This window comes from Paraburkholderia sp. D15, assembly GCF_029910215.1.
GTDB lineage: Bacteria > Pseudomonadota > Gammaproteobacteria > Burkholderiales > Burkholderiaceae > Paraburkholderia.
Genome location: NZ_CP110396.1, coordinates 3,001,579 through 3,025,651, shown reverse-complemented (window position 1 = coordinate 3,025,651; position 24,073 = coordinate 3,001,579). Strand labels below are relative to the sequence as shown.

The 24,073-nt window shown below is 58.7% G+C and carries 20 protein-coding genes; 6 read left to right on the top strand and 14 right to left on the bottom strand.

Translation table 11 applies throughout. The features are described 5' to 3' along the window. Window positions 1-12: 12 nt before the first annotated feature. Entirely contained in the window at window positions 13-2,778 is a 2,766-nt protein-coding gene (locus LFL96_RS33275) for a type VI secretion system Vgr family protein (RefSeq protein ID WP_281002140.1), read from the bottom strand. Between the two features lie 302 nt (window positions 2,779-3,080). Here LFL96_RS33275 and LFL96_RS33270 point away from each other — a divergent pair, with 302 nt between their 5' ends. Beyond that, a complete protein-coding gene (locus LFL96_RS33270; RefSeq protein WP_281002139.1) occupies window positions 3,081-3,515 on the top strand; it encodes a hypothetical protein in 435 nt (144 codons plus the stop codon). A gap of 127 nt (window positions 3,516-3,642) precedes the next feature. On the opposite strand, the gene LFL96_RS33265 is transcribed toward LFL96_RS33270, so the two are convergent. Beyond that, complete coding sequence (locus LFL96_RS33265) at window positions 3,643-4,122, bottom strand: NUDIX domain-containing protein (protein ID WP_281002138.1); 480 nt, start codon at window positions 4,120-4,122, stop codon at window positions 3,643-3,645. 356 nt (window positions 4,123-4,478) lie between these two features. Between LFL96_RS33265 and LFL96_RS33260 the strand changes: the two genes are divergently transcribed. Next, window positions 4,479-6,113, top strand: a complete 1,635-nt coding sequence (locus tag LFL96_RS33260; protein ID WP_281002137.1) for an SEC-C domain-containing protein — start codon at window positions 4,479-4,481, stop codon at window positions 6,111-6,113. Between the two features lie 342 nt (window positions 6,114-6,455). Here LFL96_RS33260 and LFL96_RS33255 read toward each other — a convergent pair whose 3' ends face one another. Further along, window positions 6,456-7,361 carry a LysR family transcriptional regulator gene (locus LFL96_RS33255; protein WP_281002136.1) on the bottom strand — a complete coding sequence of 302 codons (906 nt, stop codon included), beginning with the start codon at window positions 7,359-7,361 and terminating at the stop codon, window positions 6,456-6,458. A 104-nt stretch (window positions 7,362-7,465) separates the two neighbouring features. Between LFL96_RS33255 and LFL96_RS33250 the strand changes: the two genes are divergently transcribed. From LFL96_RS33250 to LFL96_RS33240, 3 genes are all read left to right on the top strand, one after another. Then, window positions 7,466-8,566, top strand: a complete 1,101-nt coding sequence (locus LFL96_RS33250) for an alkene reductase (RefSeq protein WP_281002135.1) — start codon at window positions 7,466-7,468, stop codon at window positions 8,564-8,566. A gap of 28 nt (window positions 8,567-8,594) precedes the next feature. Further along, complete coding sequence (locus LFL96_RS33245; RefSeq protein ID WP_281002134.1) at window positions 8,595-9,272, top strand: peroxiredoxin-like family protein; 678 nt, start codon at window positions 8,595-8,597, stop codon at window positions 9,270-9,272. A 203-nt stretch (window positions 9,273-9,475) separates the two neighbouring features. Next, the gene (locus LFL96_RS33240; protein ID WP_281002133.1) at window positions 9,476-9,967 is read left to right on the top strand and encodes a hypothetical protein; all 492 of its coding nucleotides are present in this window, start codon (window positions 9,476-9,478) and stop codon (window positions 9,965-9,967) included. A gap of 692 nt (window positions 9,968-10,659) precedes the next feature. Here the strand turns inward: LFL96_RS33240 and LFL96_RS33235 are convergent. The 7 genes from LFL96_RS33235 to LFL96_RS33205 all read right to left on the bottom strand — a co-directional run bounded on the left by LFL96_RS33235 (window position 10,660) and on the right by LFL96_RS33205 (window position 15,655). Continuing rightward, on the bottom strand, window positions 10,660-10,956 hold the full coding sequence (locus tag LFL96_RS33235; protein ID WP_281002132.1) for a YrhB domain-containing protein: 297 nt from the start codon (window positions 10,954-10,956) through the stop codon (window positions 10,660-10,662). Between the two features lie 429 nt (window positions 10,957-11,385). Beyond that, window positions 11,386-11,787, bottom strand: coding sequence for a hypothetical protein (locus LFL96_RS33230; protein ID WP_281002131.1), 402 nt, complete (start codon window positions 11,785-11,787; stop codon window positions 11,386-11,388). A gap of 318 nt (window positions 11,788-12,105) precedes the next feature. Next, window positions 12,106-12,759, bottom strand: a complete 654-nt coding sequence (locus LFL96_RS33225; RefSeq protein WP_281002130.1) for a hypothetical protein — start codon at window positions 12,757-12,759, stop codon at window positions 12,106-12,108. A 45-nt stretch (window positions 12,760-12,804) separates the two neighbouring features. Beyond that, complete coding sequence (locus tag LFL96_RS33220) at window positions 12,805-13,149, bottom strand: hypothetical protein (RefSeq protein ID WP_281002129.1); 345 nt, start codon at window positions 13,147-13,149, stop codon at window positions 12,805-12,807. Beyond that, window positions 13,142-13,468 (bottom strand): hypothetical protein, encoded by a 327-nt coding sequence (locus tag LFL96_RS33215; protein ID WP_281002128.1) that lies wholly within the window; start codon window positions 13,466-13,468, stop codon window positions 13,142-13,144. Before LFL96_RS33215 ends, LFL96_RS33220 begins: the two co-directional genes overlap by 8 nt. A gap of 814 nt (window positions 13,469-14,282) precedes the next feature. After that, window positions 14,283-15,002, bottom strand: a complete 720-nt coding sequence (locus LFL96_RS33210; protein ID WP_281002127.1) for a hypothetical protein — start codon at window positions 15,000-15,002, stop codon at window positions 14,283-14,285. A 434-nt stretch (window positions 15,003-15,436) separates the two neighbouring features. Beyond that, window positions 15,437-15,655 carry a hypothetical protein gene (locus LFL96_RS33205; protein ID WP_281002126.1) on the bottom strand — a complete coding sequence of 73 codons (219 nt, stop codon included), beginning with the start codon at window positions 15,653-15,655 and terminating at the stop codon, window positions 15,437-15,439. Window positions 15,656-16,094: 439 nt separating this feature from the next. On the opposite strand from LFL96_RS33205, the gene LFL96_RS33200 reads away from it, so the two are divergent. Then, entirely contained in the window at window positions 16,095-16,376 is a 282-nt protein-coding gene (locus LFL96_RS33200) for a hypothetical protein (RefSeq protein WP_281002125.1), read from the top strand. Window positions 16,377-17,002: 626 nt separating this feature from the next. Here LFL96_RS33200 and LFL96_RS33195 read toward each other — a convergent pair. From LFL96_RS33195 to LFL96_RS33175, 4 genes are all read right to left on the bottom strand, one after another. Beyond that, window positions 17,003-17,545, bottom strand: a complete 543-nt coding sequence (locus LFL96_RS33195) for a hypothetical protein (RefSeq protein WP_281002124.1) — start codon at window positions 17,543-17,545, stop codon at window positions 17,003-17,005. Between the two features lie 535 nt (window positions 17,546-18,080). After that, window positions 18,081-20,357, bottom strand: a complete 2,277-nt coding sequence (locus LFL96_RS33185; protein ID WP_281002122.1) for an ATP-dependent DNA helicase — start codon at window positions 20,355-20,357, stop codon at window positions 18,081-18,083. Beyond that, window positions 20,354-22,372, bottom strand: a complete 2,019-nt coding sequence (locus tag LFL96_RS33180; protein WP_281002121.1) for a VRR-NUC domain-containing protein — start codon at window positions 22,370-22,372, stop codon at window positions 20,354-20,356. The genes LFL96_RS33185 and LFL96_RS33180 overlap by 4 nt, the downstream gene beginning before the upstream one ends. Before the next feature lie 110 nt (window positions 22,373-22,482). Next, window positions 22,483-23,898: a cytochrome P450 gene (locus LFL96_RS33175; protein ID WP_281002120.1), complete on the bottom strand. Its 1,416-nt coding sequence runs from the start codon at window positions 23,896-23,898 to the stop codon at window positions 22,483-22,485. Window positions 23,899-24,073: the final 175 nt, after the last annotated feature.

Genomic DNA, 24,073 nt, shown 5'->3' with positions numbered 1-24,073 from the left:
CGATGTTCCCAATCAGGATTGATTTTCAAAGAATTGCGCTGCAAATTTTTCGAACTGGTCGGTCGTGAACGGCGCAAGCTCGCCCGTTGCGCTGGACTGGCCCTTCATCCGTTCGCCCGATGCTTTCTTGATTTCCGCCTGAAGACCCTGCACGCCCTGCCCATCGACCGGACGCACGACTGCCGGCAAGCGCCCGAGCGCGCTCTTGTCGAAATTCGGCATCTCCGTGCTCATGCTGGCCGGACCCGACCACTTATGTCCCGCCGACTTGACGGTGAACGATCCGGGGCAGCCCAGTTCGATATTCGCGCCGTCGATCCTCAGGTAGGCGCCGCCCGACGTGGTGAGCGTTATCTGCTCGCGTGCCATCCCGACGATCTTGCCGTCGGCGGCGGTGAAATGGAGGTTCTTCGCCGAGTCGATCCGCGTGTCGTCGGCCTGACTTTGGAGCAGCACCTTGCCCTGGTTCGCAACCGCCGATACGCCATGGCTCTGCGCGAACATCGCCAGCCCCTGCCCGGCCTGAAGATTGATCCGCTGGCCGCTTGCGACCTGCACGTTGTTCCGCGCGATCTGATCGATGTTCTCGCCCGCATAGGTGACGTGCGTCTTCGGCGTGAGGTTGACCGAACCGGCCTGAGCGCCGAGTGCCATCAGCGCCTGCGATCCATCCGAAGCGGATTGACCGTCCGCCTGCCAGGTCCGGAATGCATCGGTAACGGCGGTTTGTCCGGACGTGTCGGATGCCTGCCCGCCATGCTGGCCCGCGTAGTCGCCCAAGGATTTGAAGAGCTCCGTGCACTCGCCGAGCAACTGGATAAGCTCCTGCCGGTCCAGTTGCGTGCCAGTGGCTCGTGCGCGCGCGTAGGTCGTGAGCAGAATGCCTTGCGCGGCCCGTAGCGAAGCTGCGGCATCGGTACGCAACTCGGCGCCCTCGCCACGATTCGCGCCCTGCCCATTGTCGCGAGGCTGCGTGAGAAAACCCAGATTCAATTCGGACGAAGCATGTTCGCTGGCTAACTGCGCACTGATCTGCGACGGCGTGTCGTCGAGCCGGAGCTGGTTGTACCGCTCGCCTTTGATTTCGCGCGACCTCAACCCGGACAGATAGCGGTTGCCAGGCAGCGAGCCCGTGCGGCTGAAGGTCGCCGGCATGTTGTCGCCGTTGCTGAACACGCCCGCCACGTACATCCGGTCGGGGTCACCATTGGCAAAATCCAGCAGCACTTCCATGCCCGCGCGCGGGACCATGTGCGCGCCGAAGTTGTCACCCGCCCAACTGGACAACACCCGCACGAACGCGCTGTCCGCCGGCGTGCCGTTGGTCCCGGCGCCGCCGGCGTGCTCATGGTCCGCGGCGGCCATCCCCTGAATCTGCGCGTTGATGCGCCCGAAGCCGTCGCAATGCACCTGCTCGCCCTGCGTCGCGGTCACGATGCCGGTGATCGGATAGACCTTCGGCAGATGGATACGCGGATCATAGGCAGGTGTCAGCGGCGTTCCGTACGGCACACCGCTGAAGGTATTTTCGTAGCGACTCTGCGATGAGCCATCGAAACTCGTCGGGCGTTCGCGCGTGTCGACCGAGACCGGTGCGGTCACAGACTGCCAGCGGCTGGCCCCGAACAGCGCCTGGGCGCGTTCGTTCAAATCCTTCGGCAGATTGTTTTCGCCGGTGTGATGCAGCGCTGTGATCACGATACGACGCTGCTGCTCCGGTAAGCGGTCCAGCTCAGGATGACCGGACACCGTGATCCAGCAGCCGACCGTAAGATCGCGCACACCGCTCGCGCCGTCCACACGCACCGAACGCGCGCCGTGCGACATGAGGCGTGCCATGCCGATGCGGTCGTAATCAGCCCATGAATCCGCCATATGCGGAGAGTCGATCCGCGCGTCCGACAGCAGGCCGGCGAGATCATTGCCCGCGCTTCCCTGGTCGACCCGTGTAGGCGCCTGAACCTGATCGACACGACTGGGTTTGAGATCCCAGCTCACTCGCCGGATCGAACCAGCGACGACCTGCCGCCCCGTTGACAGCAGCGTGATCGAGTCGCGTGCGCCGACCGCTGCATCGGCGTGATAGGGAACCGTTCCGACGCTCGCCTGGGCGAGTTTCGTCGCGTTGTCGAAGAGCACCAGCGTGTGGAACGGTTGCGCCGAGAGGTTGGAAGCCTGAGCGCCACCGGCGCGGATAAACCAGGCAATGCCATCGCGACGGCAAAGACGCCGGATAAAATCGGCGTCCGATTCGTCGAACTGGAGTACCTGCTCTCGGGCCGGATATTTCGATGTATCCAGCCTGGATACATCGACGTCGAATGTTCCGCCGAGCGTCGTGCTCTTGCGCCGCCATTCGTGCACCAGCGTCTTGATAATATCGACGACGTTTTTTGTGCGAAAAACACGCGTGTTGGTGCGACGCTCCATGAGCGACAAGGCATCACGAATCACCAGTTGGTAAGTCGCAATCGAGCCGTCGCTTTCACCCTCGTACGCATCGGTGACGATTGCACATATCGCGTGGAGCGCACCTTGGTCCGTGACAAGCTGCACTGTGACGGGCTGCCCGAGAAATGTTTCGAGCGGTACGCCGATGCGGGTCGACAAACAGGAAATTCGCCCCTCGATGCCACCGCACAGTTCTTCGCGAACATCAAGGCGCTGAATCAGCAGTAGACCCGCGAGATTCTGCGAAGCACGCCAGAACAGACGGAACGGCCGGTTATCCTGCAAAGGCAGCGCGCCGCCGAATACGCGTTGAAGAACAGTACTCACGATCACATTTCCAGATCTCGACTAACAAGGCATCCGAAATAAATTAGCTGGCAGTCGGTCGATCTGAACCGTGCGGCACGTTTATCTGCGAATGAAAGCGCGCAGAAATTATCAGGCCGTCAAGATTCTGTCAAACTTTTGTAATCTCATTATTTGTTTGGCATGATCCGCAGGTTTGCTGAGGGGGATTGCCTGGATCGGCATTTGCGCTGCACGATCTATTTATCGCTAGAAAAAGCGCGGAGACAGCACTATGATCGGAAAACTGTCAGGTCCCGGTTTCTAAATTTACGGAGACTGCTTTGAGCGCGGAAACAAAATTTCACTTTTTCCCGGGCAAGAATACGCCGAGCGTAGTTCGAGTCGCCGTCGCAATTTACTGGCTGGCGTTAGCAAACTTTCTTGTTCACCTCGTTTCTGACGTAGGCATTCCCCCGTTCCACACTCGCCCGGAAATCGAAGGGGCGATCACGGCGCTTGTACTGCTGTGCATGTTTTTGATCCCCTATGCATTTACTATCGTCCGGCTTTCGTCTGGAAAGCTTTGGGCAAGGAATGTCGTACTTCTTTTGACTGCACTCGTTGTCGTGATAACCGTCCGTCGCCTGCTGGCATACGGGATTTCCTTCCAACAGCGCGACATCATGACTTTGATAAGCGTTGCCGCAGAAGCCGTCGCTGCGCTATTTCTGTTGGTGCCGCGAAGCACATTTTGGTTCAGGTCGAAGGTGGGCTAACTCGACTGCTCGAATCGGTGAACATGGCCGCCATCCCTGGCTATGGACTCTGACTGAGGACGGCCAGTCAACCGACCTTGCTGGGCGGGGTTGCGGATGGTCATGCGCAAATGCCTCCTACTAGCTTTCAGAACTTGCGGAACAAATCGTCGATCGGATATGGCAACGCCAGTTTGGGCATTTCGTGCCGCTTGAAATACCGGATCGACCTGGTTTCAGTGTCACCAGGAATTCCAGAGCCGCTCATGATCTTGCACTGAAACAACGTCACGACGTATTCAACCTGATCGCCGTTGGGATACATGTAGCGGAATGCCCTGCCGCCGTAGACGCCCAGAATGTCATGAATATGGATGGCATAGCCGCTCTCCTCCAACACCTCGCGGATGATCGCTTCCTGAGGGCTTTCGCCTGGCTCTATTCCCCCGGCGGGCAAACTCCACGCCTCGCCCGAAGACTTCTCTTGCAGGAGAAGCCTCCCCTCGCGATCGTGAATCACGGCCCCGACTGAAGGGCTCAGTATTAGATTTTTTCCGACCTGTTTTCTTAACCAGGCGATGTAACTCTCGTCATTCAAAGTGCCACCTGCATAGGAAAGTTGAGCCATTAAGATATTTGACCGAGATGGGTATCGAGGGCAGTTGGCGCGAATCTGAAAAGTCGCAATGAGCAATCGAAGGTGGCCGACTGTTCTATGGGCATGGTGGACAGTCATCGACCCGTTCGAGTCACTGAGTCACCACGGGCGTCGGTCCGCTGACCCACCGATATGAGACATTCGCACGCTGCGCTGCAGGCACTCACTATGTTACCGGCCAACGGGATCGCGCGGTAGGACAGTCAGTCGTCGACTGTTTAACTTGCTCGTCGCCAGCGCTCAGTGCGTCCGCGAAGACCTACTTGCTCGAATGAGCAGGAACATGTGCGAACATATTTGGAACGAGTCGGCATGGGGGCATGCTTATGGCTGAGAAAATCAGACGCAATGAACGTTGTCCATGCGGGAGCGGGAAGAAATATAAGCATTGCCATGGATGGATTGCGGCCGAACCAGCGCGCCAGACTTTGCCACCAGGGCTGGCAAAGTCCGTTGTTGAGGCAAGCGCGAAAGCTAAGGCCAAGGAGGCCCAACGCGTCGCTCAACAGGGGCTAGGCCGGCCGATCATCAGTGCGGAGATTGGCGGACGCAGAATCGTTGCCGTACGAAACAAGCTCTATTACATTAAGGGCAAGACGTTCCACGACTTCCTAGGGGACTATCTCAGGGACGTCTTGGATCCCGCGTGGGGAAACGCCGAACTCAAGAAGCCATTGAGCGATCGACATCCGATTCTCCAGTGGTATGACAGTATCTGCAATTTGCAGCGGCGTTCCGGTTTAACGGGTGACTCCGTTGTGCAGGTCGAAGGGAATGGTGCATCATCTGCATGGCTTCGCCTTGCATACGACCTGTACGCACTGGACCACAATGCCGAGTTGCAGAAGAAGCTGGTCGGCCGACTCAAGAACCTGGACATGTTCCCCGGCGCTCGATATGAAACGTACGTTGCTGCCGCAATGATTCGGTCGGGATTCGACATTGTGTTTGAAGATGAAGATGACCGCTCCGCAACTCACTGCGAATTTGTCGCCACCTGCAAAACAAGCGGCAATATTTATTCAGTAGAAGCGAAGCATCGTAACCGGAGCGATGCAACAGGCACACTTAAGTTTCGGCTCGGAAGACGTCTCCAAGGCGCCCTGAGGAAACAGGCCGCTCATTCACGAATCGTGTTTCTTGACGTCGGAGTTCCAGATGATCAAATGGACGACGCGCTGCCGGGCTTCATGCGGCAAGCACTCAACGATTTGCGCCGGTTTGAAGGGCGTGACCTCAACGGCCATCCGCTTCCCGCGGCGTATGTCTTCCTCACGAACATGCCTTCAGACCGAGACCTCGAAGGTGCAGGGAGACGCACTGTCATACTCGCCGAAGGATTCCAGATCCCAGATTTCAAGCTTGACTCGGGGTTCCCTTCCCTGAGAGAAGCATACGCCGCTATGCGAGCTCATCAGGATATCCATGACCTCGCCAGATCGCTGCGCGATCACAGCGAAGTGCCATCAACGTTCGACGGAGAGGCCCCTGAGTTGGCGTTTTCGACAAACGAAGCGCGGCTAACAATTGGCTCGTGGTACGAGGTCCAAGTAGAGCCAGAAGGTGAGGCGACACCGGCCAAGCTGCTTCAAGGAATTGTCTCCGAACCTGAACGATCAGCAACGTGCATTTTTCAGCTGCAGGACGGGCGGCAAGTCGTTGTAAGCGTCCCCCTTTCAGCAGCAGAGTTGCAGGCCTATAGACGGCATCCAACAACGTTCTTTGAACGTATTGATCCCTCCGCAAAGCAAACGATCGAGACGCCGTTCAAGACGTTTATGTGGTTGCTTGATGCGCATAAAAATGCAACGCGCGCGCAGTTGCTCACGAATATGGCCGGGTCGTCCGACTTCGAACGCCTTGAGCGCCTTACTGACCGCGATCTTCTAGAAGAATATGCCGAACGGATGACATGGGCTATTTGGGCACATACTTCGAAGAGTAAGCCGGAGACGCCATAGCGATCAAAGAGCGGCAGCGCCCGAAGCTTGAAATCTCTACTTAGATGCAAGGGTACAAACGCAAACAGACAAGACTCGGGCCGCTTAACCGACATCAAATGTCTCGAATGACCGAACCGCATCGAGGTTCCGCCATACGTCACCATCCGGCGAACGTCGCCTCCTGGCCGATCGCTGCCTCATTTCAACGACATGGAACTGCACGAATCGTAACCGTCGCAATTGGCAGCATGCGCCCCATAAGACACGGTCCAGCTCCCCAACAGCAGACGTTCACTTCAAAAATGCATCGGCAGACTCGCGCGCCAAATCGTGGATGCAACCAGGAAAGAGGCCGTCAGCCTACCCGACAGGCGTAAAAGGTGTTTTTGCCAGACACTCACTGATGAAAGCAGCAAAGGCGCGAGCCTTCGCAGTAGTTTGACGCCCTGCTGGATACACGGCCCAAAGATCCAGTGAGGGAAGCGTCCAATCGCTAAGAACCGTTTCCACGCGATGGTTATCGATATCCGGCTGGAACATCCACTCCGTGGCGACAGCCAATCCCATACCTGCAAAAACGGCCTCACGCACGCCCTCCGCTGCGGTGGAGCTGATCATGTTCTTGAGCGTCACGACCTCCGACTTTGCGCCATTCCTGAAAGTCCATGTCTCACCTCCGCCGCCTTGCGCATAGATGACCGCCGGGAAGTCAGGTAGATCGGCCGGCCGCTCAGGCGTGCCATGCCGATCGAGATAGCGGGAAGTCGCAACGACCACGCGCTTTGACGTGGCAATCCGCTTCCCGATTACCGTCACCGACTTTGGATCGCCCATCCGCAGCGCAATGTCGATGTTCTCTTCGATCAGATCGACGCTGCGGTCGTCAAGAATTGCTTCGACGGTAAGTGCAGGATGTGCCTCGAGAAACGCGGGTAGCACCGGCATGACGTGTAGCCGGGCAAACGTCACCGTTGCACTGAAGCGCAAACGCCCTGTCAGTCCAGTCCCTGCTCCAGTTGCTGCCAGGTCCGCTTCGTTTGCTTCTTCGAGCGCGCGCCGCGCCCGCTCATAAAACCCTTGCCCTGCTTCAGTCGGCGATAGCCCTCGTGTCGAGCGTGAGAGCAGTCGCGTTCCCAGTCGTTCTTCAAGCTGCGCAATCGCTTTTGATATAGAGGGCTGACCAACCCGGAGTTGGCGCGCTGCTGCCGAAAAGGAACCCGTTTCGATGATGCGCACGAATGCTTCCATGGTGGTGAATCTGTCCACAAGTCATTCTCCAGTGGAATGAATGTTATCGATAATCGCAGTCTACTTCTTTTTCATGGAATAACTTAACTTGCTAGCTCAGTACATCAACTCGGTGAGTGTTCATGAGCAAGCTTTTTAGTCCAACGGCAATCGGTCCTTACGAGATTGCCCATCGTGTGGTTCTGGCTCCCCTGACGAGAATGCGCTCCGAGGCGGGCGACATACCCGGGGAGTTGATGGTTCATTACTACCGGCAGCGCGCCAGCAAGGGCGGCTTCATGATTGCCGAAGCTTCGCCAGTCTCAAGGCGCGGGATTGCGTATGCCGGTGCTCCGGGGATTTATGGTGATCATCAGATCGCGGGATGGCGTAGGGTCACAGACGCCGTGCATGCCGCTGGCTCGATTATTTTTCTCCAGCTTTGGCACAGCGGCCGCCAGTCTCACCCCGACATCATCGACGGCGAAACGCCCATCGCCCCTTCCGCGCTGCGCGCCGAGGGCGTTGGTTTCTCCAGGAATGGAGAGATCGAATTTGCGATGCCGCGTGCGCTCGAACTCGACGAGATACCTGAGCTCATCGGACAGTTTCGCCGGGCATCGGAACGTGCGATGGAAGCCGGGTTCGATGGCGTCGAGTTGCACTCGGCTAACGGCTATCTCGCCGATCAGTTCCTGCAAGACGGCAGCAACATCCGAACCGACGCTTATGGCGGAACGATGGAGAAGCGCGCCCGGTTCCTTCTTGAAGTCGTGGAAGCCATGACATCTGTCTGGGGTGGGAATCGAACCGCCGTTCGGGTCTCGCCGAGCGGAAAATTTGGCGGGATGTTCGACAGCGATCCGAAAGCGACATTCTCCTACGTGACAGAAGCGATGAACCGCTTCGGCCTTGCCTATCTTCACGTCATCGAGCCGCGCATTAAAGGCACCGAGGAAATCGAGGACGGTGCACAACCCGTCGCCACCGCCATGCTGCGTGAAATCTTCCAGGGGTCAATCATGGCAGCCGGCGGTTTCGATCGCGACAGCGCCGAAGCCATCATTGAATCGGGTGCGGCCGACACAGTCGCGTTCGGACGCGCTTTCCTCGCGAACCCGGATCTCCCGGAACGATTCCGGAAAAACCTGCAACTCAACGCCTACGACCGCTCGACATTCTATGGCGGCGATCACCGCGGTTATCTCGACTATCCCTTTTACACCGATTGGGCAACTGCCTGATGCTTTATCACCCGAAAGAGGTTTTCTCATGTCACTGCAAGACAAGCTCGACGCATTCCGTGCCAACTTCGAAGCTGGCGGCCCTCCTTATAATGCTCCGTCACATATCCACGAGCCGATGCACCGCGCCACACGCGAACTGATCGAATCCGGCGCAGCTGGACGGGCGCTGAAGGTGGGAGACAAGGCCCCAGCCTTTACCCTGAATGATGCTGAAGGAACGTCCCATTCGTCCGCAGATTTCCTCGCATGCGGGCCGCTGATCATGACGTTCTACCGCGGCGTCTGGTGCCCATACTGCAACTTCGATTTACAGGCATTGCAGGCATCGCTCCCGCAACTCGAAAGCCGAGGCGCCCAACTCGTAGCGATTTCACCGCAGACCGCTCCAAACAGTCGACGTAGCCAGCGGGAGAACCATGTAAGCTTCCCCATCCTGTCAGATCCGGGCAATGAAGTCGCCGCGGCATTCGGTATCCGATTCAAGTTGCCGGACTACCTGGCGGATCTGTACAAGACCGTTTTCAAAAACGATCTCGCTGTTGCGAACGGCGAGGCAAGCTGGACGCTGCCGATGCCCGCGCGATTCGTCATCGGTCAAGACGGAGTAATTCTCTACGCGGAGGTCAACCCGGACTATACGCGCCGGCCTGACCCCGAAGAGCTGTTGCCCGTGCTTGATCGCGTCAAAATTGACGCAGCGTAAATAACGCTTCAAGGGAGTACGGGACAGTGTTCTTGTACTCGTATTCCCCCAGGCAAGTCTTGTTAGCCGCCAAGCTCTCTCGCGGTAGCGATGAGTTCATGTGCGGCGTTGTGCACTTACCTGGTACTGGTCCCGTCGTTCGTCATATGATCTGGTAGCCTCGCTGATAATGGTCAGATCTCCTTGACGCCCGTGCAGTCCTGTTGCGAGTCAACGATCCACGTAAGGGCCACCATCGCAGCAATATCAATATCCGAGGCGCCGGAATCGGGAGAGACGGTCGGCACGATGATGTAACGTCCACCACGGCCTCCATCGTCGAGTTCAAGAAATACAGTACGGCAGCCGATATCCGACTAGACAGCAATACGCATCAATCTAAAAAAAAGGAAAACGGGATGACGAGCGCCCAAAGAATGACAGGGTTTAGCCTTTACGTTTTGCAGGCCGTGGGCGCCCTTGGCGTCCTGATCTCGCTTGCGAGTCATAGAACCACTGGAATTATCATTTTTGCCCTGCTGACGGCGCTTAGCGGTTTATTCATCAATCGCATCGTGCGCTCAAATCCGGGGGTGCTTCGTCGATCCAGGCTGATGACGCGGATTCACGTGTTATTTTTGTGGTGCATCGTAGGATGCATAGCTTGCATTCTGATTGGAGCGCCTTTGGCTCGACTGATGGCGCAGCGTCATTGAATGTATCTAACGACGAGCCTTACCGACTGACTGCAACACTCAAAACGCCAGAAAATTGTCGACGATCGTGAGGTCATTCCGAAAGCCCGTTCCTGGCCGACTACTGTGTGATGTGGTAACTCCGCCCTTTATGCCGTCACCTATGGTGCGACTCAGTTCACGCGACTTGCCCCGCAAGCAGCGCAAAAACTCGCGAAGGGCGTGCGAAGCGGTTTGTTGCAAGCGGTGCATGCAGGACCATATAGCTTGAGGCGGTGATGCATCAATGCGTTTGCATTACTTTCGCGGAATCCCGTAATGCGTTCGTAGGCAACTAGAGCGGGAAGCCCGGTACCGCTCCGGTAGGCCTCCGCCAATGATGCTCCTGTCTCGTTCCGGTATTGTTTTATCTGCTCGAGCAAAGCTCCAGGATTGACCAATTGCCACTCATCTTCAGTCAGCATCGGTACATCTATCCGGCAACGCCAACAGTAGATCGTTTTCGGCATTTTTCTCACGCTCCTTGGAACATCGCTGCTTACCGATTCAATAGAGCCCACGGGATACTGTCGTCGACTTGGGCTAAGGTGTCGACGGATCGTTTTTGATCGAACGTTGCCGGATGAGGAGTGGCTCAAATCGACCCCGAGCAGCCCTTCACTCGCCTCCCAAAACGGTCACTCAAGAATTTGCGCCGCATGTGCCGTTGTTGACTACGCGTTTGCATTTCCGCAGACGCGGAAGGCTTCGATGGATTCGACAACGGGTCTAAGGTAGCTGATGAAGGCGGAATACTCCCCCACGCGACTCACGAAGATGGGAGCGTTTCCGACCAGCGAGAAACCATGTTCTCCCGTTTCGAGAAAACGCGCTGACTGATAGTAGAAGACCCAGCCGACATCGAACTCTTGGGTGTATTCGTCGACAACAACCGCGTCGCAGCCTTCCCAACCTGCCTTGGTGATGGCACGTTGGGCAACTTCCTTTGCTTGCTCGGCTGTAAGTTCCATCAGATGTTAGTGTGGATGTATTTGCGAACCGATTGTCACCAATTCAGATACTGAAGTCGAGCGGCCGATTGTGGCCGTTTTCTGCCTCATGCCAATGCCATACACACCCCGAACCCAGCAAGGGTTCGATCGGCAGCAAGCGAGTCTGATCAGCTTTCTCGTTAGCGGACCTTCGCCAACAACGATTCTCATAGCGTGGCTAACGCCACAATGCCGATATACTTGTCCAGCGGCGGGGGGACGGACACCCCGCAGGGGGCACCAGTGGATAATGCCGACCGCGCCCAGGGTCTTGGGCACCGTCTGCGTAATTGTCAGGCGCAGACCTTGCCCCGCCGCACATATTAGGCGCTTCTCTGAGTTTCAGTACGGTAGATTCGTCGCGATGGCTAAACCACCGGTTCAGATTAGACACGTTCTGGCTACACATCAGGCTTGGATTCGGCGCAACCACCTGCCGGACGTCCCGACGTATTGATCAGTCGCCGTCTTACCGAGAATGCTTTCAACACGTACTGAAAAATGCGGGCCATAGACTTGATCGCTTCCGTATCGAGCGGTCAACACCTTGACGTCTGACAATGCGATGCGGTGCTTATCGCAAAGTCCCGGAAGCGCGTCACGGTAAAGGCAAACGGCGCGTCGCGTTGCTTCAGAAATCGGGCTGCCGAATGTTGTTCCATCAAGGAAATTGACGGAAACAAACCCTTCTGCACCGGCTGAAGCTTCCGAAAATATATAAATTTCGTACACGCCGATCATTAAGCCGATACCGCTAGCCAATGAATGCGCAATATTGTGTCCGAGCGATCTTAGTTCACCGAGTCTCATTCGAGTTGCGTCCGTTCCTTATCAGTGAGCCTGCTGCGCCAACGCAATGGGCATCGGATCAGACTCGTTCCAGCTTCCTTGCCCAAGACCATATCCGCGCCCGACAAGCCCTACTACTTTAGTTGGCGCATTCGACGTCCACATTGTTACCGGTCTGACAATGCGTGTCGAACGGCCGAAAGTGGCCGAACGTGCCCAATGGCCCGCACGTAAAAACTCTCAGGCAGAGCATCGCCCGTCAGACCGTAGCCGACCCGGAGCGGTCACCCGGTTTAACCAGCAGCGGCCATTCGAGCGTGACAACTTTCCGCATTTGCGTCACGGCTTTCGAAGTGCAAGATAACTCATCGTGTCTCTGTAGCTGAGCACGTCGGTACCGTCGCATTTCAGACCATAAATCCAGTAGCTGATCATGGAGCCGTGCATGGGATAAAACTCGAATTCGGCCCGTCCGCAACTTGCGAGTGAGGACAGTTTTGCTTGATTGAAAGCGCCGGTGTCTCGCACATAGACGTCGTGGCCGCCGCGCTGCGGGAAGACCAGGAACGTCGCTAACAGATCCCGACCATCGTCCAGTTGGATTTCGAGGTACGGAATGTGGTTTGATATCCTGGTGATTCGCCCTCGTGCATGCACCAGATCGGCCTCGTTCGGTGCCGTGTACCGCGCATAGTCGTGTTTGTCGCCGAGTTTTTGTACGTACAAGACGACGAACCCTACTAACAGCGACGCAACTATCATCACGCCAATGCCCAGTTTTACTTTCTTTAAGGCAAACGCAACGTCGGGGTTCGAGGACATTTGATCGGACGATGGCATGGCGTCCAAGTAAGCATGCAGCGGTTCTGGTCGTGCCGTCATTGTCGACGATTCTGGCGTCCCCGTCGAATGACTCGTCGTGGCCGATCTTTGCCAGACGTAACCAACCGTCATCGCCCCGGAAGGGACAATGGTCTTCTCTGCAGCGGACATTCGCGGAGAGGCGCAGGCGCACCTTCCTGTTTTGGGTGCACTAGGCTACAGATTCTCGGCGCGTCCCTCATAAACTCCTAATCTCTCGTAAACAACAGCGAAGTGGTCTCCCAACTCCTGTTGAAGATAATCACACATTGCAGCCGCAGTCGCTTCAAAGCGCTGGTACTCCTGTGCATCCCATGGTCCCGGGTCTGGAGGGTATTCCCAGTTGAGCGATAGGTCATGCCACGCGGTCATTTCCGCAAGCTTTCTGCGCGTCTCATCAGCTATCGGCAGCGAGTCTTCAATCGGACCAACCCCGTACGCACCGCGAGTGGTCTTGTCTCCCGCCCAAATGCAACCACCGCCCCACTCGAACATGAGCCTCACTCGATATTTTTCAGTCATCGCGAGCTTCCGCGTCCGGGATAATCTCAAGTGCGGATAGCACGACCGCGAAGAACTCTTCCGCAAGCCCGTAATACTGTGCAGTTTCGGGTTTGCCGGCCGGAGTCTCGCGCATAAAGTCTCTGCCGCGGTCGATAAGGAAGCTGATCGGTCGATAATTCTCGCTAAACCAGCAAGCAATTGTGTGATTGACCGCACTAGACAACTGATAAATCGCCGCATCGCGCCGATAAAGACGAAGTTCGAGAAAGTGTTTATCATTCAACTGGCGCTGCAGTGAAGCAATTTTCTCGAGTAACCGATTGAACTGCGTTGTCAAGTTGACCACCTGTCATGGGTTCGTTCTTCACTGACAGTCTGAGTCAGCTACCATGAGGATATTCGCCTCGTGACTTACTGGCTATCGAAAGATCTCCGTTTGGTCTGAATGACGAGGGATACAAACACGCCAGCGTTCGATCGGCAGCGATTCGCATTGATGTGTCGACCGCCCCTTCGTGGCTGCCGGTCGCCTATGTGGATAGCAGGCCGCAGTCAAAGACTGAATTCAAGAGCGTCCCCGTTGGTCGCAGTAGAAGCGAAGAGACTTCGTAGTGTGACCGGTTGCGAGACAACATCCGTCCGCTGAGCTCGTATAGTCTGGGCGTTCCCGCCAAGGGAAAGGGACCAACCGCAAACGAAACACACAGTGTCTTCGTCCTGCAATTCAAGCGACCGAATACAAGCCTCTAGCTCGGACGCAATTTGTAAAAGAACTGTGGCATCAGCGTCATCCTCTTCGAATTGGTCGAACATCGTGCCCAACGAGTTGTTAATTCGACTCCAGAATCCCGACGCGAAGAGCCACTCGGAGACTGTTCCGTCGAGTATGAGAACCGGCTCCGCCGAGTTTCCCGCGATATAGAAGCGGGATGACTGTAAGCTTCGCATAGAGAAAATGTAATCTTGATACCGGGGACACCAATTGTCGACGATCTGAGCGACGACGTCGAACGACCGCAATTGGCCGAATGCAGTCTCATGCATGCGGCATGCAACTGCACGAATCTCAGACAGCTGCGATCCGCAGCACGCGCCCCCTGAACCGATATGCAGCGTTCTCGTTGACCGACGGCGATCGGAGACGCGCTATGTCATGTCTTCGGTTCTGGATGCTGCCCCCGCCCAGCGGCATAGACGACAAGCCCCACCCCGGCGACCGCGAAGACGATCCAGCACCAGACAACATAAGTGCCGTGCAGTTGATCAATTAATACGTGAAGGATAGCGAAGTCCATGGCGAGAAGGATATTGGATACCACACAGGCCACCAACGCCAATCCAATCTCGCGCATCGCGCCCAGTCGGCGACGAGTGCCGAACAAGGTTGCAAGGAACACGATACCGGGCACTGTAAATGCGTTTCGTACGCTCGCAAGGCTATCGCGCGGCGGAGCGGAGGCAAGCATGAAGTGCAAGGACAGACTGAACACGCCCATTGAAAACACGCAGCATACGATTCTCACCACACTTCCGAGGCCTGGCCATACCACGCGAATCTGCGGGCGTGTCTTCAAATAGGCTGAAACGGATGGTGCGAATAGCAGGGCGAGGGGTACAAGTTCTGTGATAAAAACGAGCGAAGGGATATGCGCCGCTCCGTAGCGTGCGCCAAAGACTGCAGAAAGTGCCTTTAGAAGAAGCCAGGTGATGCTAAAAGGCCGCGTCCATCGGCTGCCTTTTAGCGCCGTGAGAGCGCACAGGACTTGCATAAAAATAGCGACGAAATAGAAATCAGTCTCTATCAGCCAGTGATCGTGCCACGTCAGAAGCGGCCGATATTCAAACAGGAATACTCGATAGAGGTACAGCAAGAGTGACGCAACCTCGTAGAGCTGGAGATACGCATAAAGGGAAAGCGGTATGGGACGTCGCATCTAAGATATGGCGCGCGGTATGGAATTAGGGGGCTTTGACGCTATGGATTTCACCAACCGTGGTGAGCGGCTGCGACATGTTCTGTTCGCGCATATTGTGTAACGACAATTGGACTGGATACTTTAGGCCCGCTTTGCCTATAGGGAAAGACGCGACAGTGGGCTCGATCGTTGACGATCTAGCGCTCGCTGTCGAATGTCCCAAACTGGCCGATCGCTGCCTCATGCATGCAGCACGGAATTGCGCGAATCTGAAACCGCCGCGGTCCATAGCAGGCGACCCGGAATTGACATTCGAACTGTCTGCAAGGAGAGTTTCAAACCGCATGGGTCGTCGCCCCTCGACTCTCGTCAAAACGCGTGACGCGTTGTCAGTGAATATGAAAGGTTGCGGCTATTTGATGGCGCTGGTAATAGACGACCAAAGTAAACACTACTAACCCCATCACAAAGCCTGCGACACGCTGCGTCGAGACATTCCTTGGTTTAGGCGTGATATCCGCCACGCTCCGTCTTTCTCTAAGGCGGTTCATGGCGTAAAGCACGACCGCCAATAGCATCGCACTGAAAATCGCGCCCTGAATTGTCATGCTTCCCCCCGATCTGTCCGTCTCATCGATTAGGTTGCCGAGTGACAGTCGTCTTTGCAAGGCGAACCAATTTTCTTGTTACGCGTATTTACGGCGTTCGCGCCCAGATTGCCGACGATTCTGGCAACCGTGTCGAACGTCTCAACCTGGCCGATCGCTTCCTCATGCATTCAGCATGGGATTGCGCGAATCTGAAACCGCCGCGGTCGACAGCAGCCGCCCCACAGGAGACGATCACCTCTGCCCAAAACGGCCGTTAAAAATAGCGCTCGTCGTCGTAGTCCAGATACGTGACTATTTGGGCGCGCGATACCCTTGATCGTGCAATCGACGGCGTATCCAGGTGCCGCCGTGGCGTGCACAGTAAACGTTCTTCGTCACGAACAGAAGCAAAGCTGCAATCCGAAAGGCTGGATGGGTGCAAACACAGAGAAGACCGGTGGCAGCATCGGCCGCGGCCATCCGCCCCCCTTGGACAATCAATCCCTCGGAATATGCCCACATGGTGCCAAATATCAAGGCAGGCCAGTTGAAGCCGCTTTTAACCCGCCTCTCGGGCATGGTCGGGTGGATCATCAGGGACGATGTCATGTGCATGGAGAACGAGAACGGTGATATATCGTTTATCGTCCTGAAAGTGGCGTTCTTTAGTCGCCCGATAGCGACTGGTCCCGTACCGGAATGTTCATTTGTCGACGATCCAAGCTTTACTGCTGGATGACCGTTCCTGGCCGAACGTGCCCAATGGCCCGCACGTATGAACTCTCAGGCAGCGCATCGCCCGTCAGACCGTAGCCGCCCCGAAAAGCGGGGTTCGATAAACCGAGGCTGGCCGTTACAGACTATCCGTGACGCCCTTTAGCACTTCACCGTCGAACCAGACATCCTCATAGTCCGGCGTCAGCAATACACGCCATCCCGGCGGCAGTGCCAGGTAAGGGACAATGTTCGGACAGCGCCCGATCAAGTGGGTGACATGAAGCGGCTGATAGAAGTCATCGTCCGGTGAGTACTCGCCACCGTGAATATACCAACCGCATGTACCATTCTTTGGGAATAGCCGAACCGCGTGAAGCGGCACATTTCCAAGGGATCCAAGCGATATCCCTATCTTCTGGCTGGCCTCGGGCGGCGTGTATTCTGCGCCGAATCGCTGGCAAATGCTTCTTTGGTCATTGGACATAATCGCGTGAGATATGTTTAGCCCGCCATGATTGTCGCGGATCTTACGGGGTCTCTTGAATGTCTTAAGTTTGACCGGACGGAGCCCGATGCGATAGGCACCTGACGACCCGAGAGGGATGGCCGGTTTCTCCGAAAGCGGCCGTCCAGCGTGGGACATAGCTCCTAGCTAACCCTTGCTTCGCCAGTCGCGTAATCAAGCCGATACACGGTTCGATTGAAATCCACGGCTTCGATGTGGTCTGGCAGCAAACGAAATCCTTCAGAGAACACGTCGGCGCCAGATGCCTGCCAAATCAATTCGCCCTCTAATGACAGGCGAGAAATCTCCAATTCCCCATGTGAAATGAGGGCACCCCGACTATGTTTCCAGTGGATACCGAAGCACGTGGCTATATCGACCTGCGTGGACCAAACCAAGCGATGGGGCAACGATAAAGAAAGGCAGGCGACGTGATCGCCAACCGCCAGGTAAAGCTTGTCGTCGAGCACTAGCGCAGAATGATCATTCACCAATGAGCAGCCTCCGCCTGCGCCAACGACCATTATTCCCGTACCGTTCAACGCTATCCCATAGATGGATGTACACCGGTCCTGCGTGAGCAGCACTTCGAGCTCGTACGACTGCACATTGTCTTGTGACTCAAACGAATACGCGGGCGCGTTCACAACGTTGAGTAATCCAAATTGTGTGTTTATTTCTTGCACTTGAAATTGTCGTCCGTCGTAGTAAGTAGGATTGTCGACGATTCATGCATTGAAGTCGAACGTCCGTTCTGGCCGCACAGCGCCCTCGCCACAGAGCGGCAAAAGCACGAAGCCCACACCTCAACCTGACGCATCCAACACCCGATCCGCAGTCGTGACGGTGCAGTATTCGGAGTCCTGGTTGGCTAGCGACATCGTGTGAATATCATCGGCGCTTCGCGGCGTCCCGTTCCAGTCGGTCCGGGCGAACGTGAAGCATCCATCCTCAACGAGATACGTCTTGAAGCCGAGATTGCAGGCCATACGAACGGTTGCCTCGACTGAATTGTGACGGGCGGCAGAGGACTCTCCAAATCTACCGAGACAAGCCATTGTCCCGGATTGTCATCGAATCTGGTGAAGCCGACGGCGCTGCCAGTCAGTTTTGCCTTGCAGCTGTCAACGATTCAGACCACGACATCGAACGTCGAAAGTGCCCGACTGCTCACCAAAGAATGGGGACTCTGATCAACCAGAAGCGATCTTATAGTCCCCCTCACTCCACCCTCCACCACTTCGGCAACAACCTCCTCACCTCCGCCCTTCGATACCGATCATCGATCAGATGCACGACGCCCCGATCCTGCTCGGTACGAATCACCCGCCCCGCCGCCTGCACGACCTTCTGCAACCCAGGATACAGATACATGTAGTCGTACCCGCTACCGAACTTCGCCTCCATCCTGCCGCGCATCTGCTCGTTGACCTCATTGAACTGCGGCAACCCAAGCGTCGCGATAAACGCGCCGATCAACTGCTGCCCGACCAGATCCACGCCTTCCGAAAACGCCCCGCCAAGCACCGCGAAACCCACGCCCTGATCGTGCGTGCGAAACCGCGCAAGAAACGCATCGCGCGCGGCTTCGTCCATCCCGGGCTCCTGCGTCCACACCGGCAGCTCGGGATGCCGCTCGCGCAACAACTCGACCACCCGCTGCAGATACTCGAAGCTACTCAGAAAGCCGAGATAGTTACCCGGTTGCTTCGCATACTGACGTGCAATCAGATCGACGATCGGCAGCAGCGAACGCTCGCGGTCGCGCCAGCGTGTCGACACATTGCCTGCCACGCGCACCTCGAGTTGCTCCGCGCGAAACGGCCCCTCGACGTCGAGCCATTGCGTCGCCTCGGGTAGCCCCAGCGTATCGCGGTAAAAGTGTTGCGGATTGAAGGTGCCGGAAAACAGCACCGTAGTGCGCGCGGCCTCATAACGCGGCGCGAGGAACGGCGCTGGAATCACGTTGCGCACGCATAGCGTGGCCGAGGTCTTATCGCGCGGCGCGTGACGGTCGGCAGCCAGCGTGACATCGAAGATCGAATGCTCGCCGAACTGCTCGGCCAGCGCGACGAAATGCATCGCGTCGAAGAAGAACCGCAGCGACGCTTCGTCGATGGAAAGCGGCGCGTCCGCGAGTTGATCGGTCACCGCGCCGACCAGGTTCTGCGCGGCCGACAGCAGTTTGCCCGGCACATCCGGATAAACCTGGTACGTGTCGGTCTGCGCGCGCTTGAGCGCATTCCATTCGCGCTGCAAACGCTCCAGCGGTTTGCGCAAGCTGGCCGGCGCGGTCTTTCGCGCGACCCGCAACGCCGCCTGATCGAGCGACGCCGTGTACATACGCCGCGCCCGTTCGAGCAGGTTATGCGCCTCGTCCACCAGCACGCCGACACGCCACTGGTTGATCTGCGTGAGCGCGTACAGCATCGCGCTGCTGTCGTAGTAGTAGTTGTAGTCGCCCACCACCACGTCGGCCCAGCGCGTCAATTCCTGCGCGAGATAGTACGGACAGACTTCGTGCGCGAGCGCGGCCTCGCGCACCGCCGCGCGATCGAGCCGCGGCCCGGCCAGCGCCGCCGCGCGTGCCGCGTCGAGCCGGTCGTAGAAGCCTCGCGCAAGCGGACAGGACTCGCCGTTGCACGCCTTGTCGGGATGTTCGCAGGCCTTGTCGCGCGCGACCAGTTCGAGGGTGCGCAACGGCAACGGCGCACCGGCCGCGGCAGCACTGCGATGCAGCGTGGCGATCGCATCGAGCGCAAGCGCGCGGCCCGGCGTTTTCGCGGTCAGAAAAAACACCCGCTCGATCTGATCCGCTCCGCACGCCTTCAGCAGCGGAAAAATCGTCGCGAGCGTCTTGCCGATGCCGGTCGGCGCCTGCGCCATCAGCGGCCTGCCGTCACGCGCCGCGCGATACACCGACACCGCGAGTTCACGCTGACCGCTGCGAAACTGTCCATGCGGAAACTGCAGCGCACCGAGCGCGGCGTTGCGCGCGGCGCGGTGCGCTTCTTCCTGCACCGCCCAATCGAGAAAGCGCTCGCATTGCTCGACGAAAAACACCTCCAGGCCGCGCGCGCTGTGAAATTCCTCCAGCAGCGTTTCCTTCAGCGTGCCGACATCGAAATAAACCAGCGCCACCGTCAACCCCGCCAGCCCGCGAGCGCGACATAGCAGGTGGCCATACACCATCGCCTGCGCCCAGTGCAGCGTCTGGTGATTGGCGGGCATGCGCGCAAGTTCGCCGCGATGCGTCTTGATCTCCTCCAGCCGGTTCCTCGCCGGATCGTAGCCGTCGGCGCGGCCGCGTACCGTCAGCCCGCGATGCGTGGCGCTCAGCGTGATCTCGGTTTCGTACGCGCTCGTGCGCCGGCCCGCGACGGTCACGTGGCCCGCCATGCCTTCGAGCGAAGTCGGCGCGGGCGTGAAGCGCAGATCGAGATCGCCGCGCCGCGCGGTGAACTCGCACATCGCCCGCACGGCGACGGTGTAGGTCATGACGCTGTCCTGGCGACGATGGTGGCATCGCAAGCTTCAGCGGCTTCGGCGGCTTCAGCAGCTTCGGCAGCTTCGGCAGCTTCGGCGGCTTCAGCAGCTTCGGCAGAAACACCAGAAAGCGGCCCCTCTTCCGCCCAGCGCACGTCGAGCACGCGCACCGGGATGCCATGTTCGACGCAGTACGCGAGCCAGCGGATCTGGTTGTCCTGCAAACGGTCGCCGGGCCCTTTCACCTCGATCAATTCGTAGCGGCGCTCGGCAGGCCAGAACTGGATCAGATCCGGTAAGCCGGAACGATTGCCGCGGATGTCGCGCAACAGGCGCTCGAACCACAGTTTCAGATGCGCGGCCGGCAGACAGTCGAGCGCGAGCGTGACGAGTTCCGGCGTCAGCAGTCCCCAGAACACGAACGGCGACTGCAGACCCGCCTTCTCGTTCAAATGCCGCAGAATCGTGTCGCGATACGCGCCGCTGTCGAGTTGCGCGAAACACGCAGCGAACAGCGGCGCACGACGCGCATGGAAATCAGGCGCGTGCAGATCGGCGGGTTCGCGCTGGAACGGATGAAAAAACGCACCGGGCAGCGCCGCGAAAACCGGCTCCCAGCACAGCAGACCGAACAGCGAATTGATCAGCGCATTCTCGACGTAATGCACCGGCGCGGCCTCGCAACTCAAATGATCACGCGCGACGTATTCGACCGGCAGCGCGGCATCCGGTCGCGCGAGCACCACCATGCCGCGCTCGACTGGTCGCGCTGCCGCCGCACGCACCGTCGGCTCACCGAGCTTGCGCCGCAGACGCGGCAGCAACCGCGCGAGACGCTGCGCTTCTTCCTCGCTTTCCGGCGCGGCGGCGGCTTGCGTGGCGAGATCGAACGCTTCGCCGAAACGCTCGCTGCGTTCAAGCACCCGCACCCGCCGATGCCGCGCGCCCGGCCACGCACATATCGCATAGACGGCGAGCGCGGCCGGCCACTGCAGACGACGCTCGCAATGCTGGCCGATTCGAAACAGCAGTTTCGCGCGACGCGTTTCAAGCCACGGGTTCGACGTATCGATGCGGCGGACGGCGGCGACCAGCGCGTCGATGGCGGCGAGTTCCGTGTCGTCGCCGGGAAGCGAGGAAAGCTGAGGCAGAGAATCGAGCGCTTCGCGGCAGGCATGCAGCGCGAGATACACGTCGACGTCCGCGCGCTGCTGGAATGCTCGGGACGAAGGCGCGAATGCGACCTTCTCGTACTGGAACACGCCGAGGTCGGCCAGTACGAACTCCGACCACTCCTGATACAGGTTGCCGAAGAACATCAACCGCAGACGGTCGCACAGCGGCGCGATGACGACGCGCAGGACGCTGTCGGTGGTCGCCGCGTGCCACGCGGACAGCGGGCGTTTGCTGGAGCGGGCGGCGGAGACGGAGACGGAGACGGCAACGGCGACGCGCTCGAAAGCGCTAACCTCCGCGTCGCGCTCGCCCCTATCAACCGCCCATTCCGCACCTTCCGCACCTTCCGCACCTTCCGCACCTTCCGCACCTTCAGCACTTACGTTTTCATCACGCTCATCGCCAACATCGCCAGCTTCATAAAACACTCGCAACGCCGCCAGCATGTCCGGCTTGCGCAGCGCCTTGAAACCCGGCGCCCGCTTCGTCTCGTCCGCGAAAATCTCCAGCAAACCGGCGCGCGTGGTCAGCGCGAAAAGATCGTCGAGCGAAAGTCCGGGCTCGGTATCCACCCAGCCCAGCGCAGCCAGCGGCGCGGCGGCCTGCAACGGACAGCCGATCTCGTCGTACCGCAACTGGCTCGCGCGGAACAGCGTGCCCTTGCGCATCAGCATGCGCACCAGCAGCGCGCGCGATGCGGGCGGCAACCCCGCGAAAGCACGCAGAAACGCGTGCTCGTCCGCGTCGAGCAGATCGTCGTAACGCTCGGCGAGCCAGGCGAGCGCGCGCTCGAAATTCAGCAGGTAGTAAGGGGCGCCGGACGGAAAATCCGGGCGGGATTCGGTTGCCAAGGTGCTTTCACGAAACCTGTATGTTTATACAGTAATGATAGCAAAGTCCCCGGCGGCTCCAGCAATGCGACGATCGTCCCCAATAACCTCGCCGCGCTCACTCACCGCGCTCAATCCCGCTCGACCTCTCTAACGCGCAGCCGCAACGGCACCTCGGGCCTCAGCGATACATTCAGCACCGGCCGCGGCGCGCTCATCCCGTCGGGCACGCTCAGCTCGAAGCGCTGCAACAGCATCGCCGCGATCACGCTCATCTCGGTCATCGCCAGATGCTGGCCGAGACACACGCGCGGTCCCGCGCCGAACGGCATGTACGCGCCGCGCGGATAGTCCGGCGCATCGGGGCCGAAGCGTTCGGGCCGGAACGTCAGCGGATCGGCGAACCAGCGCGGATCGTGATGCATCAACTGCACCGGCACCATGAACATCGTGCGGGCGGGCAACTGCCACGGGCCGACATTGAGCGGATTCGTCGAACGCCGGCTGCTGAGCACGGGCGCGGTCGGATACAGCCGCAGCGTTTCCTGCAAGGTCTGCGTCAGATACGGCAACGCGGCTACCGTGTCGCCGTCGGGCGCGGCGCCTTGCAGCACGCGCCGCACTTCGTCGCGTGCGTGGGTTTGCGCGGCCGGATTGGCGGCCATGCACCACGCCCACCACGTCAAGGTCGCCGCGCTCGTCTCATGTCCCGCGAGGAACGACGTCATGCATTCGGCGTGGACCGCCTGCAGCGGCCACGTCGCCGGATCGTGCAGATGCAGCGTCAAGAGGCGCGACAGCAGATCGTCCGGCCACGCGTCGCGCGCCATGCGCAACCGCGCCTGCAGATGACGGTCGATCAGGCCGTCCAGCACCGCCTGCGCTTTGCGCGCCGCGCGCTTCCACGGCACCCAGCGCGGCGAGCCGACCGGCCAGTACAGGCCTTTGTACATCGCGACGATCAGCGTGTGCGTCGCCTCTTCCGCCATCCGCGCATCGTCGCCGATCTCGCTCGAAAACATCATCCGCACGATCACATCCATCGCCAGCGACGTGATCGCGCTTTCGATCCGCCATGCGTCGTCGTGGCGCGGCCAGCGCGCGAAGGCGTCGCCGGCGGCCGCGACCATCGTCGGGACGAACGCGTGCACGGAATGGCGCGAGAAGCCGGGTTGCAGCGCGTGGCGTTTGGCCTTCCACGCCGCGCCCTCGACGACCAGCACGCTCTGCCCATGCACCTCGCCGAACACCTGCATGCCGCGCTCCCAGCGGATCAGGTCGTCGTGATGATTGACCAGCAGTTCGCGCGCGAGGTCCGGGTCGGTCACGACGATCTGATGTTCCGGCCAGATACGCAGATACACGACATCGCCGAAATCGCGTTGCCATTCGGCCACCAGCGCGAGCAGATCGCGCGACATGCGCCGCAGCGCGCCCCAGCCGAGACCGACCGCCGGACCCGGCGGCCAGACGCCAGGCGCGTGACGGACGGGAGGACGCGGCTGATCCGCGTGGAAGGGGCATTGGGAGGGAGGTGAGGTAGTCATGGAACGCATTGTTGGCCGAGCCTGCGCGGGTGTCTTGAACGCAAACGACATCGGGGTCTTTGAGTGCATCGTCACGCGGCGGATACCTCGGCACGCGCCGCTGTCCCTCCATCGAAGCACGACACCTTGCACACCCCGGCCGCACGCGATTGCTGACACCCGCGCCGCTTTTACT